General features: G+C 71.0%; 11 protein-coding genes. 3 read left to right on the forward strand and 8 right to left on the reverse strand.

From position 1 onward, the window contains the following. The first annotated feature begins 336 nt into the window (after positions 1-336). Entirely contained in the window at positions 337-3,822 is a 3,486-nt protein-coding gene (rpoB, locus tag H0H10_RS08205; RefSeq protein ID WP_188180193.1) for a DNA-directed RNA polymerase subunit beta, read from the forward strand. A 97-nt stretch (positions 3,823-3,919) separates the two neighbouring features. Further along, the gene (locus H0H10_RS08210; RefSeq protein ID WP_188180194.1) at positions 3,920-7,819 is read left to right on the forward strand and encodes a DNA-directed RNA polymerase subunit beta'; all 3,900 of its coding nucleotides are present in this window, start codon (positions 3,920-3,922) and stop codon (positions 7,817-7,819) included. 67 nt (positions 7,820-7,886) lie between these two features. Here the strand turns inward: H0H10_RS08210 and H0H10_RS08215 are convergent, their stop codons facing one another. From H0H10_RS08215 to H0H10_RS08250, 8 genes are all read right to left on the reverse strand, one after another. Continuing rightward, positions 7,887-8,864, reverse strand: coding sequence for a M48 family metalloprotease (locus H0H10_RS08215; RefSeq protein WP_223179545.1), 978 nt, complete (start codon positions 8,862-8,864; stop codon positions 7,887-7,889). Positions 8,865-9,333: 469 nt separating this feature from the next. Further along, a complete protein-coding gene (locus H0H10_RS08220) occupies positions 9,334-9,885 on the reverse strand; it encodes a Pycsar system effector family protein (RefSeq protein WP_373566822.1) in 552 nt (183 codons plus the stop codon). Beyond that, positions 9,882-11,216, reverse strand: coding sequence for a PE-PGRS family protein (locus H0H10_RS08225; protein ID WP_188180196.1), 1,335 nt, complete (start codon positions 11,214-11,216; stop codon positions 9,882-9,884). The genes H0H10_RS08220 and H0H10_RS08225 overlap by 4 nt, the downstream gene beginning before the upstream one ends. 3 nt (positions 11,217-11,219) lie before the next feature. Further along, positions 11,220-12,722, reverse strand: coding sequence for a hypothetical protein (locus tag H0H10_RS08230; RefSeq protein WP_188180197.1), 1,503 nt, complete (start codon positions 12,720-12,722; stop codon positions 11,220-11,222). Continuing rightward, entirely contained in the window at positions 12,719-13,372 is a 654-nt protein-coding gene (locus tag H0H10_RS08235) for a hypothetical protein (protein WP_188180198.1), read from the reverse strand. Before H0H10_RS08235 ends, H0H10_RS08230 begins: the two co-directional genes overlap by 4 nt. Beyond that, entirely contained in the window at positions 13,369-14,202 is an 834-nt protein-coding gene (locus tag H0H10_RS08240) for a hypothetical protein (RefSeq protein WP_188180199.1), read from the reverse strand. Before H0H10_RS08240 ends, H0H10_RS08235 begins: the two co-directional genes overlap by 4 nt. 126 nt (positions 14,203-14,328) lie before the next feature. After that, entirely contained in the window at positions 14,329-15,033 is a 705-nt protein-coding gene (locus tag H0H10_RS08245; RefSeq protein ID WP_188180200.1) for a Crp/Fnr family transcriptional regulator, read from the reverse strand. A 132-nt stretch (positions 15,034-15,165) separates the two neighbouring features. Continuing rightward, positions 15,166-16,509, reverse strand: a complete 1,344-nt coding sequence (locus H0H10_RS08250; RefSeq protein WP_188180201.1) for a putative hexosyltransferase — start codon at positions 16,507-16,509, stop codon at positions 15,166-15,168. An 85-nt stretch (positions 16,510-16,594) separates the two neighbouring features. Between H0H10_RS08250 and H0H10_RS08255 the strand changes: the two genes are divergently transcribed. Continuing rightward, positions 16,595-17,678, forward strand: a 1,084-nt coding sequence (locus H0H10_RS08255) for a glycosyltransferase family 2 protein (protein WP_223179546.1), incomplete at its 3' end; no start/stop codon positions are given.

Consider the following 17,678-nt stretch of genomic DNA (forward strand, 5'->3'; position numbering starts at 1 on the left):
CAAGGATCCGAATCCGAGGCATGGATCGACGGCGGAGAGGGCAGTATCAACGTGCGTTGAGGGCGAGGCCTTGTCGCAGGTGGTGAGAACAACGAGGATCGAACACGGTCCGCAGTACCCGCACTGGACATCAGTGTGCCGTATGGCTACACTGACCCTTTGCGCTGCCTGTTAGCTGCCCCCTGCCCGTCACCAGGGGTCTGCCCTCGCCCGAGCATTGACGACCAGAGCTTGTCTGACCTGGCCTTTCGGCCACATCAGGCGCCCCCTGTCTTGGTGCACGGAAGAGGGGCCGGTACGCGCGTAGTGAGTCCGAGCCCTCGGAAGGACCCCCTCTTGGCCGCCTCGCGCAACGCCTCGACCGCGAATACGAACAACGCTGCCAGCACCGCCCCGCTGCGCATCTCCTTTGCAAAGATCAAGGAGCCCCTCGAGGTTCCGAACCTTCTCGCGCTGCAAACCGAGAGCTTCGACTGGCTGCTCGGCAACGACGCGTGGAAGGCTCGCGTCGAGGCGGCTCTGGAGTCCGGTCAGGACGTCCCCACCAAGTCCGGTCTGGAGGAGATCTTCGAGGAGATCTCCCCGATCGAGGACTTCTCCGGGTCGATGTCGCTGACGTTCCGCGACCACCGTTTCGAGCCCCCGAAGAACAGCATCGACGAGTGCAAGGAGCGCGACTTCACGTACGCGGCTCCGCTCTTCGTCACGGCCGAGTTCACCAACAACGAGACCGGCGAGATCAAGTCCCAGACCGTCTTCATGGGCGACTTCCCGCTCATGACGAACAAGGGCACCTTCGTCATCAACGGCACCGAGCGTGTCGTGGTCTCCCAGCTGGTCCGCTCGCCGGGTGTCTACTTCGACTCCTCCATCGACAAGACGTCCGACAAGGACATCTTCTCCGCCAAGATCATCCCCTCCCGGGGTGCCTGGCTGGAGATGGAGATCGACAAGCGCGACATGGTCGGTGTGCGCATCGACCGCAAGCGCAAGCAGTCCGTGACCGTCCTCCTCAAGGCCCTCGGCTGGACGACCGAGCAGATCCTGGAGGAGTTCGGCGAGTACGAGTCCATGCGCGCCACCCTGGAGAAGGACCACACCCAGGGCCAGGACGACGCGCTGCTCGACATCTACCGCAAGCTGCGTCCGGGCGAGCCCCCCACGCGTGAGGCCGCGCAGACGCTGCTGGAGAACCTCTACTTCAACCCCAAGCGCTACGACCTGGCGAAGGTCGGCCGCTACAAGGTCAACAAGAAGCTCGGTGCGGACGAGCCGCTGGACGCCGGCGTGCTCACCACCGACGACATCATCGCCACCATCAAGTACCTGGTGAAGCTGCACGCCGGGGAGACCGAGACGGTCGGCGAGTCCGGTCGCTCGATCATGGTCGAGACCGACGACATCGACCACTTCGGCAACCGCCGCATCCGCAGCGTCGGCGAGCTGATCCAGAACCAGGTCCGTACGGGTCTCGCCCGTATGGAGCGCGTCGTGCGCGAGCGCATGACCACCCAGGACGTCGAGGCGATCACGCCGCAGACCCTGATCAACATCCGGCCGGTCGTCGCCTCCATCAAGGAGTTCTTCGGCACCAGCCAGCTGTCCCAGTTCATGGACCAGAACAACCCGCTGTCGGGGCTGACGCACAAGCGTCGTCTGAACGCCCTCGGCCCGGGTGGTCTCTCCCGTGAGCGGGCCGGCTTCGAGGTCCGTGACGTTCACCCGTCGCACTACGGCCGCATGTGCCCGATCGAGACGCCGGAAGGCCCGAACATCGGTCTGATCGGCTCGCTCGCCTCCTACGGCCGGGTCAACGCGTTCGGCTTCATCGAGACGCCGTACCGCAAGGTCGTCGAGGGCCGGGTCACCGACGAGGTCGACTACCTGACCGCCGACGAGGAGGACCGCTTCGTCATCGCGCAGGCCAACGCCACGCTGACGGACGACCTCCGCTTCGCCGAGAACCGCGTGCTGGTCCGCCGCCGTGGCGGCGAGGTCGACTACGTCGGCCCCGAGGACGTGGACTACATGGACGTCTCGCCGCGCCAGATGGTGTCGGTCGCGACCGCCATGATCCCCTTCCTCGAGCACGACGACGCCAACCGTGCCCTCATGGGCGCGAACATGATGCGCCAGGCCGTGCCGCTGATTAAGTCGGAGTCGCCGCTCGTCGGCACCGGCATGGAGTACCGCTCCGCGGTCGACGCCGGCGACGTGGTCAAGGCCGAGAAGGCCGGTGTGGTCCAGGAGGTCTCCGCGGACTACATCACCACCGCCAACGACGACGGCACGTACATCACGTACCGCCTGGCCAAGTTCGCCCGCTCCAACCAGGGCACCTCGGTCAACCAGAAGGTCATCGTCAACGAGGGCGACCGGGTCATCACCGGCCAGGTCCTCGCCGACGGCCCGGCCACCGAGAACGGCGAGATGGCGCTCGGCAAGAACCTGCTGGTCGCGTTCATGCCGTGGGAGGGTCACAACTACGAGGACGCGATCATCCTGTCGCAGCGCCTCGTGCAGGACGACGTCCTCTCCTCGATCCACATCGAGGAGCACGAGGTCGACGCCCGTGACACCAAGCTCGGCCCCGAGGAGATCACCCGGGACATCCCGAACGTCTCCGAGGAGGTCCTCGCCGACCTCGACGAGCGCGGCATCATCCGCATCGGTGCCGAGGTCATCGCCGGTGACATCCTCGTCGGCAAGGTCACGCCCAAGGGTGAGACCGAGCTGACGCCCGAGGAGCGCCTGCTGCGCGCGATCTTCGGTGAGAAGGCCCGTGAGGTCCGTGACACCTCGCTGAAGGTGCCGCACGGTGAGACCGGCAAGGTCATCGGCGTGCGCGTCTTCGACCGCGAGGAGGGCGACGAGCTGCCGCCGGGCGTGAACCAGCTGGTCCGCGTCTACGTGGCGCAGAAGCGCAAGATCACCGACGGTGACAAGCTCGCCGGCCGTCACGGCAACAAGGGCGTCATCTCCAAGATCCTGCCGATCGAGGACATGCCGTTCCTGGAGGACGGCACCCCGGTCGACATCATCCTCAACCCGCTGGGTGTCCCGTCCCGAATGAACCCGGGACAGGTCCTGGAGATCCACCTCGGCTGGCTCGCCAGCCGCGGCTGGGACGTCTCCGGCCTCGCGGACGAGTGGGCGCAGCGCCTGCAGGCCATCGGCGCCGACAGCGTCCAGCCCGGCACCAACGTCGCCACCCCCGTCTTCGACGGTGCGCGTGAGGACGAGCTGGCGGGTCTGCTGCAGCACACCATCCCGAACCGCGACGGCGAGCGCATGGTGCTCCCGACCGGTAAGGCGCGGCTGTTCGACGGCCGCAGCGGTGAGCCGTTCCCGGACCCGATCTCGGTCGGCTACATGTACATCCTCAAGCTGCACCACCTGGTCGACGACAAGCTGCACGCCCGCTCGACCGGCCCGTACTCGATGATCACCCAGCAGCCGCTGGGTGGTAAGGCCCAGTTCGGTGGCCAGCGCTTCGGTGAGATGGAGGTGTGGGCGCTGGAGGCGTACGGCGCCGCTTACGCCCTCCAGGAGCTGCTGACCATCAAGTCCGACGACGTCACCGGCCGCGTGAAGGTCTACGAGGCCATCGTCAAGGGCGAGAACATCCCCGAACCGGGCATCCCCGAGTCCTTCAAGGTCCTCATCAAGGAGATGCAGTCCCTGTGCCTGAACGTGGAGGTGCTGTCCAGCGACGGCATGTCCATCGAGATGCGTGACACCGACGAGGACGTCTTCCGCGCAGCGGAGGAGCTCGGCATCGACCTGTCCCGGCGCGAGCCGAGCAGCGTCGAAGAGGTCTGACGGGAGTCCGGCGGACCTTGAATCACCAAGGTCCGCCGGCCCCAGGACCCCCGTTTCAGACCCAAAGACTTACGACCCTGAGAGGGATTGACGCATAGTGCTCGACGTCAACTTCTTCGACGAGCTCCGGATCGGCCTGGCCACCGCTGACGACATCCGTCAGTGGAGCCACGGCGAGGTCAAGAAGCCCGAGACCATCAACTACCGCACCCTCAAGCCCGAGAAGGACGGACTCTTCTGCGAGAAGATCTTCGGTCCGACCCGGGACTGGGAGTGCTACTGCGGCAAGTACAAGCGCGTCCGCTTCAAGGGCATCATCTGCGAGCGCTGTGGCGTCGAGGTCACGCGCGCCAAGGTGCGCCGTGAGCGGATGGGCCACATCGAGCTGGCCGCGCCCGTCACGCACATCTGGTACTTCAAGGGCGTCCCGTCGCGCCTCGGCTACCTGCTCGACCTCGCTCCGAAGGACCTGGAGAAGGTCATCTACTTCGCGGCGTACATGATCACGTACGTCGACGAGGAGCGCCGCACCCGCGACCTGCCCTCGCTGGAGGCCCACGTCTCCGTCGAGCGCCAGCAGATCGAGCAGCGCCGCGACGCCGACCTGGAGGCCCGCGCCAAGAAGCTCGAGACCGACCTGGCCGAGCTGGAGGCCGAGGGCGCCAAGGCCGACGTGCGCCGCAAGGTGCGCGAGGGCGCCGAGCGTGAGATGAAGCAGCTGCGCGACCGTGCGCAGCGCGAGATCGACCGCCTCGACGAGGTGTGGAACCGGTTCAAGAACCTCAAGGTCCAGGACCTGGAGGGCGACGAGCTGCTCTACCGCGAGCTGCGCGACCGCTTCGGCACCTACTTCGACGGCTCGATGGGCGCCGCCGCGCTGCAGAAGCGCCTGGAGTCCTTCGACCTGGAGGAGGAGGCGGAGAAGCTCCGCGAGATCATCCGCACGGGCAAGGGCCAGAAGAAGACCCGCGCCCTGAAGCGGCTGAAGGTCGTCTCCGCGTTCCTGCAGACCTCCAACAGCCCCAGGGGCATGGTCCTGGACTGCGTGCCGGTCATCCCGCCGGACCTGCGTCCGATGGTGCAGCTGGACGGTGGCCGCTTCGCGACCTCCGACCTGAACGACCTGTACCGCCGTGTCATCAACCGCAACAACCGCCTGAAGCGGCTTCTCGACCTCGGCGCGCCCGAGATCATCGTGAACAACGAGAAGCGCATGCTCCAGGAGGCCGTCGACGCGCTCTTCGACAACGGCCGCCGCGGCCGCCCGGTCACGGGCCCCGGCAACCGTCCGCTGAAGTCGCTGTCCGACATGCTCAAGGGCAAGCAGGGCCGCTTCCGTCAGAACCTGCTCGGTAAGCGAGTCGACTACTCGGCGCGTTCCGTCATCGTCGTCGGCCCGCAGCTGAAGCTGCACCAGTGCGGTCTGCCCAAGGCCATGGCGCTGGAGCTCTTCAAGCCGTTCGTGATGAAGCGCCTGGTCGACCTGAACCACGCGCAGAACATCAAGAGCGCCAAGCGCATGGTCGAGCGCGGCCGCACGGTCGTGTACGACGTGCTGGAAGAGGTCATCGCGGAGCACCCGGTTCTGCTGAACCGTGCGCCCACCCTGCACCGCCTCGGCATCCAGGCCTTCGAGCCGCAGCTGGTCGAGGGCAAGGCCATCCAGATCCACCCGCTCGTCTGCACCGCGTTCAACGCGGACTTCGACGGTGACCAGATGGCCGTGCACCTGCCGCTGTCCGCGGAGGCGCAGGCCGAGGCCCGCATCCTGATGCTGTCCTCGAACAACATCCTCAAGCCGGCCGACGGCCGTCCGGTGACGATGCCGACCCAGGACATGGTCCTCGGTCTGTTCTTCCTCACCACCGACGGTGAGGGCCGCGACCTCAAGGGTGAGGGCCGTGCCTTCGCCTCGGTCGCGGAGGCGATCATGGCGTTCGACGCGGGCGAGCTGTCGCTCCAGTCGAAGGTCGACATCCGCTTCCCGGTGGGCACCATCCCGCCGCGTGGCTGGGAGCCCCCGGTCCGCGAGGAGGGTGAGCCGGAGTGGCAGCAGGGTGACAGCTTCACGCTGAAGACCACGCTGGGCCGTGCGCTCTTCAACGAGCTGCTGCCCGAGGACTACCCGTTCGTCGACTACGAGGTCGGCAAGAAGCAGCTCTCGGAGATCGTCAACGACCTCGCCGAGCGCTACCCGAAGGTCATCGTGGCGGCGACGCTCGACAACCTGAAGGCGGCCGGCTTCTACTGGGCCACCCGTTCCGGCGTCACCGTCGCCATCTCCGACGTCGTCGTCCCCGAGGCGAAGAAGGAGATCGTCCGCGGCTACGAGGCGCAGGACGAGAAGGTCCAGAAGCAGTACGAGCGCGGTCTGATCACCAAGGACGAGCGCACGCAGGAGCTCATCGCGATCTGGACCAAGGCGACCAACGAGGTCGCCGAGGCGATGAACGACAACTTCCCGAAGACCAACCCGATCTTCATGATGGTGAACTCGGGTGCACGAGGCAACATGATGCAGATGCGTCAGATTGCCGGTATGCGTGGTCTGGTGTCGAACGCGAAGAACGAGACGATCCCGCGGCCCATCAAGGCCTCGTTCCGTGAGGGTCTGTCCGTGCTGGAGTACTTCATCTCCACGCACGGTGCCCGTAAGGGTCTGGCGGACACCGCTCTGCGTACCGCCGACTCGGGTTACCTCACCCGTCGTCTGGTCGACGTCTCCCAGGACGTCATCATTCGCGAGGAGGACTGCGGCACCGAGCGCGGTCTGAAGCTGCGGATCGCCACGCGCGACGCCGACGGCACGCTGCGCAAGGCCGACGACGTCGAGACCAGCGTGTACGCCCGCATGCTCGCCGAGGACGTCGTCATCGACGGCAAGGTGATCGCGCCGGCCAACGTCGACCTCGGTGACGTGCTCATCGACCAGCTGGTGCGCCACGGCGTCGAGGAGGTCAAGACCCGCTCGATCCTGACCTGCGAGTCCGCCGTCGGCACCTGCGCCATGTGCTACGGCCGCTCGCTGGCCACCGGCAAGCTGGTCGACATCGGTGAGGCGGTCGGCATCATCGCCGCCCAGTCCATCGGTGAGCCCGGTACCCAGCTGACGATGCGTACCTTCCACACCGGTGGTGTGGCCGGTGACGACATCACCCAGGGTCTGCCCCGTGTCGTCGAGCTCTTCGAGGCCCGTACCCCGAAGGGTGTCGCCCCGATCTCCGAGGCCTCCGGCCGCGTGCGGATCGAGGAGACCGAGAAGACCAAGAAGATCGTCATCACGCCGGACGACGGCAGCGACGAGACGGCCTACCCGATCTCGAAGCGTGCCCGTCTGCTGGTCGGCGAGGGCGACCACGTCGAGGTGGGCCAGAAGCTCACCGTGGGTGCCACCAACCCGCACGACGTGCTGCGCATCCTGGGTCAGCGTGCCGTCCAGGTCCACCTGGTCGGCGAGGTCCAGAAGGTGTACAACTCGCAGGGTGTGTCGATCCACGACAAGCACATCGAGATCATCATCCGGCAGATGCTCCGCCGTGTGACGATCATCGAGTCCGGCGACGCCGAGCTGCTGCCCGGTGAGCTGGTCGAGCGCTCGAAGTTCGAGCAGGAGAACCGTCGTGTGGTCCAGGAGGGCGGTCACCCGGCCTCCGGTCGTCCGCAGCTGATGGGTATCACCAAGGCCTCGCTGGCGACCGAGTCGTGGCTGTCGGCGGCGTCCTTCCAGGAGACGACCAGGGTCCTGACGGACGCGGCGATCAACGCCAAGTCCGACTCCCTGATCGGCCTCAAGGAGAACGTCATCATCGGTAAGCTCATCCCGGCCGGTACGGGCCTGTCCCGCTACCGCAACATCCGGGTCGAGCCGACCGAGGAGGCCAAGGCCGCGATGTACTCGGCCGTCGGCTACGACGACATCGACTACTCGCCGTTCGGCACCGGCTCCGGCCAGGCCGTTCCGCTGGAGGACTACGACTACGGTCCGTACAACCAGTAAGCGAGCAGCATGACCGAAGGGCGGTCACCCCGTGCGGGGTGGCCGCCCTTCGGCGTGTGCAGGGCCGTCAGCGGGCTGGCTGGAGATACGGCTCCAGGGCGCGCATGCGGGTGTAGTTGTCGGGGTGCGAGGACAGCAGCTTCGCCAGTCCGGCCGGTTCCCTGAGGCGCTTGCCCTGTGCCGTGGCGTACGCCTTCGCCATGTCCTCCTCGGCCTGGAAGTGGTGCAGGACCTGGGTGAGCTGGGGCGCGAAGCCGAGGGCCGCCGCGGCCTGGTCGGCGCGCAGCTCGCCCTGGCGGCCCGCGTAGGCGAGCAGGTAGGGCGCGACCACCAGGGGAATGGTGATGTACCAGGCGACGAGGAACCCGGCCGCGACGAAAACCGCCAGGAACAGGTACAGCATCCCGGTCGCGGCCACCGAGAAGACGCGGGAGACGGCGAGCGCCACCCGGGTGATCCCGCGGGTCAGAGCCCAGGCGATGCGGCCGGGCAGCGAGTACCAGTAGCCGAGCAGACCGGCCCAGGCGTGACCGCCGGTGTGGTGGCCCAGCTCGTGCGCGAGGACGGCCGCGAGGTTGCTGCTGGGGATCCGGTTGAGCGCGTACGTGGTGACGCCGACGACGTGCCCGGCCACCGCGCTCGCGTTGAGGCCGGTGCTGTTCTCGATCATCAGCTCGTAGGTGTCCCCCTCGATGCCGGCGCGGGCGGTGACCTCACTCCACACGGGCTCCAGCCGGGCCCGTTCCTCCGCCAGGGGCGCCCGCAGTTTCAGGACCCGCCGGGCGAAGAGCAGTTCCGTGGGCCGGTGGAAGACGAGGGCCCCGGATGCCACCCAGGCCAGCAGGACGACCCAGCCCACGATCGTGCCGAACAGCGCGAAGGAGACGGCGGCGACCACGGCGAGGCTCACGAGGAAGCCCGGGACCTGCGTCGCGAGCTGCCCGATGGCGGTGGCGTCGGCGCCCCGCTGGTGAGCCGCCACATGGACGCGGGAGCCCAGGTGGCGGTAGTCGAGGTCGTCCGGCGCGAGGACGGGCTGCGGCATGAACGGAGCGGGCTGCGGAGGCAGACCGGGGGCCGCCTGGTGGGGCAGTCCGGCGCCCGGGTACTGCGGGGCGGGGCTGCTGGGGAGCTGTGGGGCCGGGTACGGCGGGGCTGTCTGGCCCGGGTGGGGCGGGGCGGCCGAACTCGGGTGCGGGGGTGCCGCCGGACCCGGGTACGGCGGCGCTGTCGGGCCTGGGTACGGCGTTGCCGTCGGGCCGGGGTAGGTCGGGGGCGCCTGGCCGGGGTACGGCGGGACTGTCTGGCCCGGGTAGGGCGGAGCGGCCGGGCCGGGGTACGGCGGGGCCGTCTGGACCGGGTGGCCGTGCGGGGGCGACGGATACGACGGGTAGGGCGGCGGTGCCGGTGGGGTGGGGACCGGGGCGGCTGCCCCGGGGTACGGGGGGTGTGGAGGTCCCGGTTGGGCGGGGCCTGGTGGCTGGGTCATGGCAGGACTCCTTCGGGCGGGGACGTCAGCCGGCGAGCAGCGCAGTGGGCAGCAGGGCGGTGCCGGTGCAGAAGGCGATCAGGCCGGTCCGGATCCACTGGTGCTTGCGGGCGGCGATACGGCTGGTCTCGGTGAGGGCCGCCAAGAACGCGGCGGCGGGGTCGTGGTCGGTGGCGGCGAGCGCGTCGGCCAGCCGGCCCGCCCGCACGGCCTGCTGGATGTCGCCGAAGTAGCACAGCGGCCTGCCGGGGGCCCAGGTACCGCCGCGGAAGCGGGGCAGCACGGCGAGGAGCAGCGCGAACAGGGACAGCGCCAAGGCGCCGGTACCGGCCCACCACAGGGCGGTTCCGGTGCTGGACAGCGCCTGCGGTGTCCAGTCCCGCCCGGCCAGCAGGCCGCTCAGCACTCCCGCCGTCATCCCCAGTGCCGCGACGAGGACCGCCGCCTTGCTGTCGGCGCGGGCGATCTCGCCGCGCATCTCGCCCAGCAGCCGCTCGGCGGCCGGCGCGGTGGGCGTGCCCGTGCCCGTGGGCGGGGGCGGCGGCGTGGCGGGTGGCAGGAGGCCCGGGGCGGTCACGCGGGCCTGCCCTCGGGGTCGTCCCGCGTGGGTGCGGCGGGTGGTACGCCGGGCGCGGCAAGCGGACCCGCGCCGGGTGCCGGGGGCACGGCCGGGGCCGGTCCGGGTGCCGCATGGGACGGCGCGGGCGGGTGCGGGACGGGCGTGGCCGGCGGCACGGGCGGTACGCCGTACGGAGGCCCTGGAGGCTGCGGTGCGCCGTACGGGGATCCGGCGGCATACGGCGGCGCCGGGGGCGGCGCGGGCACGTGGCGGTCGTCGGCCGAGGGGCTGTGGAGGGTTGCCGCCGGTGGGGGAGCGGTGCCGGGCGGGGCGTCGGGGGTCTGCGGCGGGACGTACGGCCGGCCGGCGCCCGGGGGAAGGGCTCCCTGGTCCGCGGCGGGAGCCGTCCGCTGCTGGATGAGTTCGTCGACCGCATGCAGCGTCGAGCGGGCAGCCTCCGCGCGCTGGTAGTCCTCCAGGGTGTCCCCGGCGATCAGCTCCAGCTCGCTCCTGATGGCCGTCAGCTGCTCCTGCTGGAGAGCGCCCACGGCCAGCCTGGTGTCCTCGGGGTGCTGGGCGAGGTGCAGGGCCCAGGCGGCGACCCCGCCGTGCTGGAGCCAGTACTGGTAGAAGTGGATCTTCTCGGCCGTCAGGGCGTGCGCCTGCCGCTGGCGCAGGGCCTCCAGTTCGTGCTGCTGTCTCGCCTGCCGGAGCCGGAACTCGTGCTCGGGGTCGAGCATCTCCGACTCGTAGCGCAGGCTGCGCATGCGCCGCCGGTGTGCGATCGCCTCGTCGTCCAACCGCAGCCGTACCGCACAGGTGACGGCGAGTCCGATGCCGGCCGCGAACCCGCCCGCCTCCACTGCCTGCTGCACGGCACTCTCGGCGGCCGGGCTGTCCTCGACGGCGAAGCGGCGGCTGACCGGCCGCGCGAGCTGGTGCAGCTCACGGGTCAGCCGGGTGGGCACGTCCCGCTCGCCGCTCGCCACGTACGCGACCGGGTCCGAGACCCGCCAGGTCAGGTCGGCCGTGGCACCGAAGGAGAACGCGTCGTCGTCACTGGGCAGCGCCAGTTCCAGCTGTACGGGGTGGCTGCCCATGTCGACCTCGTACACCGAGGTGTAGCGGCGGGACGCGGCGTCGGCGCGGCTCGGCCGGTGCGGCGGGACGAAGACGTCGTAGGAGCCCTTGGCGGTGACGAAGACCAGTGCGTGGTCGATCGCGGAGACCGAACGGCGGCCCGTGTAGTCGAAGCGCGAGATGGGGCGCACGGTGAGGACCGGGTCGATCAGCGTGCTGTGCCGGTGGGCGTCCTGCTGCCACTCCGGCGGACGGCGGAAGTCCGCCATGGGTCAACTCCTCGATGGATCCGTGGGACGGGGGTCGGCGGCGTGGGCGAGCAGGCCCAGCAGCCGGTCGGCGACCGGCGGTCGCGGGCCGCCGTCCGGGGCGCGCAGTGTGTGCAGTTCGTGGCGCAGCCGCTTGTGGTCGTCCGCGGTCACGACCAGGGCGGGCAGCAGCAGTTCCAGGGCCTGTGCCACGTCCGCCCGGCGCGCGGCGACGTGCACCCAGGTCTGCAGCGCGTCCAGGGCGCGGCGGGTGTGGGCGCGGTCCCCGAGGGCGGTGCGCCAGAGCGTGGCGAGGTCGCGGGCCGAGCCGGCCTCGTACATCCCGGTGTCGGCGTACCACTCGACGAGCGCGCCCTCCTCCGCGTTGTCGCAGGCCCGGACGAAGGCGCCGAGCGCGAGGGCGCGGACCGGCGCCGTGTCGTGGTGGAGCAGCCGTTCCAGTTCGGCGAGCATCTCGCCGCGGCGGACGCCCACGGACAACAGCAGGGCGGTGGACTCGACCAGGTTGCCGGCCTCCGCCGGGCTGCTGTTCCCGGCGCGGGCACGGGCGGCGAGCGCGCTCAGCGCCGGTGCCGCGAGACCTGGCCGCAGGGGCGCGAGGAGCCCGAAGGCACGGATCGCGGTCCAGCGGCGGGCCCAGTGGGTGTCCGTGCACCACTGGGTGAGCAGCCGCAGCACGGCGGGCGCGTCCAGGAGCTGGGCGAGGGTGAGGGCGTTGGCGGCGGTGACCCGGGGGCCGAAGGACTTGGAGACGGCCCAGCCGTCGATGAGCAGGGCGACCGCCGAGGGCAGATCGGCCCGTGCGAGCAGCGCGGTGGCCGCGGCCGCCCGGGTCCGTACGACGGGCCGCCCGTCGCGGGCCAGCTCCCTCAGCCAGGCGACCAGCGCGGGGCGGGCGGACGGGTGGCCGGTCCACACCTCGGTGAGCAGCACCCGTGCCGTGCCTTCCTTGCGGAAGTACGCCGTGAACTGGGGGACCGGTCCCCATTCGGTCTCCTCGGCGCGGACCTCGCCCGTGGCGCGTGCCCGGTCCAGTCTGGTCGCGGCCGCCAGTCCGAACACCGGGACCTCCGGCGGCTGCTCCGGGTGCTGGAGGCGCTGGAAGTGCACGAAGAGCTTGTCGGCCAGCTCGGCGGCCAGGACGTACGGAGCCCGGTCGAAGACGGCGAGAGAGATGAGGAATGCCTTGTCCCGCAGGGAGGCGTCGGGGTCGCTCAGCCACTGCTGGCACTGCTGCTCGACCGCGGCCTGCCCGAAGTCCGCGAGCCGCGCCGCCGCGTCCTCGCCGCCGTCGTACCCGGCCAGCACCTTCGCGAACTCGGCGGCCTCGGCGGGCCGGTGCGCCCCGCGCGCCAGGAAGTCCCGTACGGGAGGGAGCGCGAGGAGGTCCTCGGCGTCCGCGCCGCGCAGCACGGCCACATGGGCGCGCAGCACGGCGGCCGTGTCCGGCGGCACCCATGCGGCCGGGCGGGTGCCGAGCAGGAACGGCGAGTTCTCGACGGTCACACCACCAGGTAGCCGTCGACCTTGCGCAACTGGTCGCGGGCCGCGTAGAGGTGGGTGTCCCGCAGGGGCCGGTTGCGGCTGAGCGGCAGGTCGCGCAGGACGTGGCCGCCGGGCGCGGTGAGCCGGGAGCCCAGCTCGGCGGGGCTCGTCTCCGCGGAGAGGGAGTGCACGGCGGGGACGCCCAGGCGGTGCAGGAGCATCAGCGCGGCGGCGTGCCGGCCGCTGGCGTGCGCGCCCGCGAGGACGAGGACGCGTTCCTCCCGCAGGCGCTCCAGCGCGGCGGCGAAGACGGGGCCGTCGACGAAGACCGCCGCCAGCGCCTTCAACTGTGCTTCCGGGATCTGCCCGGAGGCGTGCGCGGCCGAGGCCGCCGGGCCGTAGTTGTGGATCTCCGTGCGGCCCATGAAGACATCACGGGCGACACCGCCGGAGACCCCGTGCTGGGCGCCGCCGACCAGGCTGCCGCCGATGGAGGTGGCCTCGTCGAAAATGAATCCGGGCGTGTGCGCGACGAGTTCGCGCTGTGCGGCGCGAGCTTCCCGGGGCTGCTCCTGCTCGTCGTCGGGCGGGGTGGTGCCCTCGTCGTCCGGTCGCGGGTCCTGCGGCGGGGTGCCGTCGGCGGCGGGCGCCGGGGCCGGGATCCCCGTCACGCCGACTCACCGCCCGCCCCGCCCAGGTGCACGTTCCCGGTGACATGGCCGCCGGACACGCCGTGCTGGTCGCCGGCGACGACGCTGCCGCCGATGTTCGGGGAGCCCCCGTTGAACTGGAAGACGACCCCGCCGGACGGTGGTGCGGCCTGCCCGCGCGCGGGGGCCGGGGGCGTCTGCCGTCCCGGTGCCGGGTGCTCCCCCGAGTCGGCACCCGGCACCGGGACCTCCCCCCGCTCACCGTGGTCGTCATGGCCGCCCGGAACCGGCCCGTGCAGCCAGGCCCGCAGCGGCCCGTTCTTGCTGTCCACCGTCACCGGGTGGAAGTCCTCCGTCGGGATGCCGGGGTGGTTGTGCCGCACGATGCCCGCGTGCACGCCCTCCGAGACGCACAGGGCGAAGTCGTCCGCCCGCTCGCGCAGGGCGGCGCGCAGCAGGGCCGCGTCCAGGAGCCGGCAGGCGTGGTTCAGGTCGGAGCCGACCCAGCCGTCGTGGCCGTCCACGGCGACGTACCCCGTGGCGACCACGCCCCGCAGCCGGATCTGCGCCGAGCTGGAGGCCATGCGGTTGACCGCGCGGAGCTGGGCGGGGACCTCGGTGAGCAGGGCGCGCAACAGTGCCGTGACCGAGGCGTTCGCGTCGATGAGCTCCATGACGGAGTCGCCCCGGTCGGCGCGCAGCCGCTGCCGCGCGTCGATGCCGGCGCCGTCCAGCGTGCGGTCGGCGATGTCGTACAGCATCCGCCGGAGGTAGGCCTGCTCGACGTCGTCCCGGTCGCTGTACTTCTCGATGTCGAGCAGGAGGATCGTCCGGCTCACGGGGTCGGTCATGGTCGCCTTTCGGTGGGAGCCCTTGCCTGCCAGCAGGGTGGTGCTCCCGGGGCGACGGGGGTGAGGGCGTATGACCCACTCGGAGTGTGACCGTGTGCACAGAGCGGCGCAGGGGGCCGTACGGTCTCAGCGGCGGGCGATCCGGCGCAGCACGTCCGTCCGTACGATCACCAGGGCCCGCCGGCCGGTGAGCACGGCATCGCGCTCGCGGAGTTCCTTCAGCAGCCGCTGGACCATCTCCCGGGAGGCTCCGACGGATCCGGCCAGCTCCTGCTTGCTCAGCGGGACGGAGAGTTCGATGCCGGCGTCGGTGGGGCGGCCGTGGGTGCGGGACAGGTCGAGCAGGAGCGCAGCGAAGCGTTCCCGGACACTCATCGACGCGAACTCCAGCCGCCGCCGGTCGGCCGCGCGGGTCCGGTCCGCGGTGAGGCCCAGCAGGGCGAAGGAGGCCGAGGGGGAGCGGTTCAGGAAGTCCTTGAAGCGCTGGTGCTCCACGGCCACCGCCCGCACCGGTTCCAGGGCGGTGACCGTCGCCGATCGCGGCCGGCCGGTCAGCGCGGCCGACTCGCCGACGACGTCACCGGGGCCGCGCAGCGCGAGAAGGGCCTCGTAGCCGTTGGCCGCGGCGGCCGTGACCTTGGTCCAGCCCTGCACCAGGAAGAGGACGTGCGAGGACGGCTCGCGCTGGTGGAGCAGGATGACGCGCGGGGCGAACGCCAGCTCACGGCCGAGGGACAGCAGCGCCGTACGGTCCTCGTTCTCCAGCCGCGCCAGGAACGGCACCCGGTCGTCCAGGCCCCCGTCGTCCGGTGCGTACGGCGCCGTCCTCATCAGCGAAACCCCCGATCGTCACAGCGGACGGACCAAGGTACTGAACAGGGGGAGCCCCGAAGAGCAGGTTCCGGCCAATCCGGCCTGGCGCGGCCGGGACCCGACGACCGCGGCGGGCCGGCCCCGGCCGGTCTACGGAACGCCCAGCTCGAAGAGGACGTAGTGCGCGTACCAGCCGGAGGCGAGTGCCGCCGTCGAGAAGAACACCACCAGGCTCGGTGTCTTCAGGCGGCTCAGGGCCGCCGCCGGGGCGAGCAGGAGGGGGAAGGCGGGCAGCAGGTAGCGCATGGTGTTGCCGAACATCTGCTGGGTGCCGAGGACCGTGATGATCGTCGCCAGGGTGTAGGCGACGAGGACCAGCGGGGGGCGCTTGCGCAGCAGCAGGGCGATCAGGAAGGGCAGGGCCAGGACCAGTTGCAGGGAGAGCAGGTCCGGGGTGGAGAAGGCGAAGACGTAGTCGTTGCGGCCGATCGCCAGGTTCCGCAGGACGTCGAAGGTGTAGGCGCCGTAGTCGAAGAAGTGCGCCCAGCCCTCGCGCTGGAGCGTGAAGTACGCCGTGGCCTCGCCGGTGGCGTATCCGACCCAGGCGACGTAGGAGAGCAGGCCCAGCGGGGCGACGATCATCGCGTACACCGGGCCCCGCACGCCGTGCTCGCGTCTGCTCGCCGGCCGGGCCAGCGTCACCAGCGCCGCGAGGCCCACCGCGCCGATGAGCACGGCGGACGTGGGCCGGTTGAAGCCGGCGACGAAGGCCAGCACTCCGGCCGCCACCCAGCGCCGGGTCATGACGCAGTAGCAGGTCCAGGCCGCGAGCGCGACGAACACGGACTCGGAGTACACCGCCCACTCGACGCCGGCACCGGGGGCCACCGCCCACAGGCCCGCCGCGATCGTGCCCGCGCGGGCGCCGGCGAGCAGCGACACCACGGCGTAGATCCCGGCGGCGGCGACGAAGGACGACAGGACCGACACGAGGATGCCGGAGCCGTAGAGGCCGAGGCCGGTGGTCTCCGACACCATCCGGATCAGGGCCGGATACAGGGGGAAGAAGGCGACCGAGTTCTGCTGGACCGTGAACAGGCCCTCCGAGTCGAGCCGCACCAGCGTGGGGTGGTAGCCGTGCTCGGCGACCTGGAGGTACCACCAGCCGTCCCAGGTGGCCAGGACATCCCACCAGTGGGCGCCGCCGCCGAAGCGGGGGTTCTTCTCGTGGTAGTCCCCGGCGTACTCCAGCAGCCGGGCGAAGACGACGAGGCCGACGAGCTTCGCCGTGCCGTACAGGGCGAGCGGGGCGAGGTAGGGGCGTACGGCGGGCGGCAGGGCCGGGCGCCGCGTCGTCCACTCGGGGCGCTTGCCGGGCCACTTCCGGACCCGGCCTCCGGGGGGTTTCCCTGGGGTGCCGGAGCGCCCGTCGCGTGTCTGGTCCGACACGCCGGTCACCGTGTCGTCGCCCGCAGTCGCGCCCATGGCCGTCATCCCCCTCAGTCCCCCTCAACCGTCAATTGCTGCCATAAGATCGCACAAGAGTCGCACAGCTGTGCCAGCGGGTAGGGAGGGGCGGATGCCCGAGGAGCCGCACGAGCCGGTCGTGCTGTCGGTCGTCATACCCATGTACAACGAGGAGGAGGCCCTGCCCGCGCTGGTCGCGCGGGTGCGGCCGGTGCTCACGGAACTGGGGGTCGCGCACGAGGTCGTGGCGGTGGACGACGGCAGCAGCGACCGTACGGCGGAACTGCTCGCCGCCTTCCGGCTGGGCTGGCCGGAACTGCGCGTCGTGGCGCTGCGGCGCAACTCCGGCCACCAGGCGGCGCTCACCGCGGGCCTGGACCGCGCGGTCGGCGCCTACGTGGTGAGCCTGGACGCCGACCTCCAGGACCCGCCGGAGAAGATCCCGGAGATGCTGGCGCTGGCCCGCACCGAAGGGCTCGACATCGTCTACGGCGTGCGGACCGACCGGAGCAGCGACACCGGGTTCAAGCGCTGGACGGCGGGCGTCTACTACCGCCTCATGCGCCGTCTGGCGGGCCCCTCGGTCCCCGCGCAGGCGGGCGACTTCCGACTGCTCAGCCGCGCCGCCGTGGAGGCGCTGAAGGCGCTGCCGGACCAGCAGCGCGTCTACCGGCTGCTGGTGCCCTGGCTGGGCTTCCCGAGCGGGCAGGTCACCTATGAGCGCGCGCCGCGCACCGCGGGCCGCACCAAGTACCCGCTGGGCCGGATGATCCGCCTCGCGGTGGACAGCGTCACCGGCTTCTCGGCCGCTCCGCTGCGCCTGGCCACCTGGCTCGGCGCCTGCGCCATCGTCGTCTGCCTGGGGCTGCTGGTCTACACGCTGAGCGCCTTCGCGCTGGGGCGGACGGTGCCGGGCTGGACCTCGCTCTTCACCGGCGTGGTGTTCATCGGGGCCGTGCAGCTGATCTGCGTCGGCCTGCTCGGCGAGTACGTCGCCCGGATCTACACGGCGGTGCAGAACCGGCCCACGTACTTCGTCCGTCACGACACGGCAACCGCGGCCGGCCAGGCCCCCACGACGCCGCCCGCCCGGGACCCCTTGCCGGGTCCCGCCGAGGACGCCGCCGGGCATACGTCGTCGGCAGCCGCTGGGGTCGCCGCGGCCGGTGCGCCGGGCGAGGTGGCGGGTGAGGTGG

Source organism: Streptomyces griseicoloratus (assembly GCF_014534645.1).
In the GTDB taxonomy this organism is placed as follows: Bacteria; Actinomycetota; Actinomycetes; order Streptomycetales; family Streptomycetaceae; genus Streptomyces; species Streptomyces griseicoloratus.

Coding starts and splice junctions, on each gene's coding strand:
- H0H10_RS08250 (WP_188180201.1), bottom strand. CDS start 16,509: ATGACGGCCATGGGCGCGACTGCGGGCGACGACACGGTGACCGGCGTG.
- H0H10_RS08245 (WP_188180200.1), bottom strand. CDS start 15,033: ATGAGGACGGCGCCGTACGCACCGGACGACGGGGGCCTGGACGACCGG.
- H0H10_RS08215 (WP_223179545.1), bottom strand. CDS start 8,864: ATGCCGCAGCCCGTCCTCGCGCCGGACGACCTCGACTACCGCCACCTG.
- H0H10_RS08240 (WP_188180199.1), bottom strand. CDS start 14,202: ATGACCGACCCCGTGAGCCGGACGATCCTCCTGCTCGACATCGAGAAG.
- H0H10_RS08225 (WP_188180196.1), bottom strand. CDS start 11,216: ATGGCGGACTTCCGCCGTCCGCCGGAGTGGCAGCAGGACGCCCACCGG.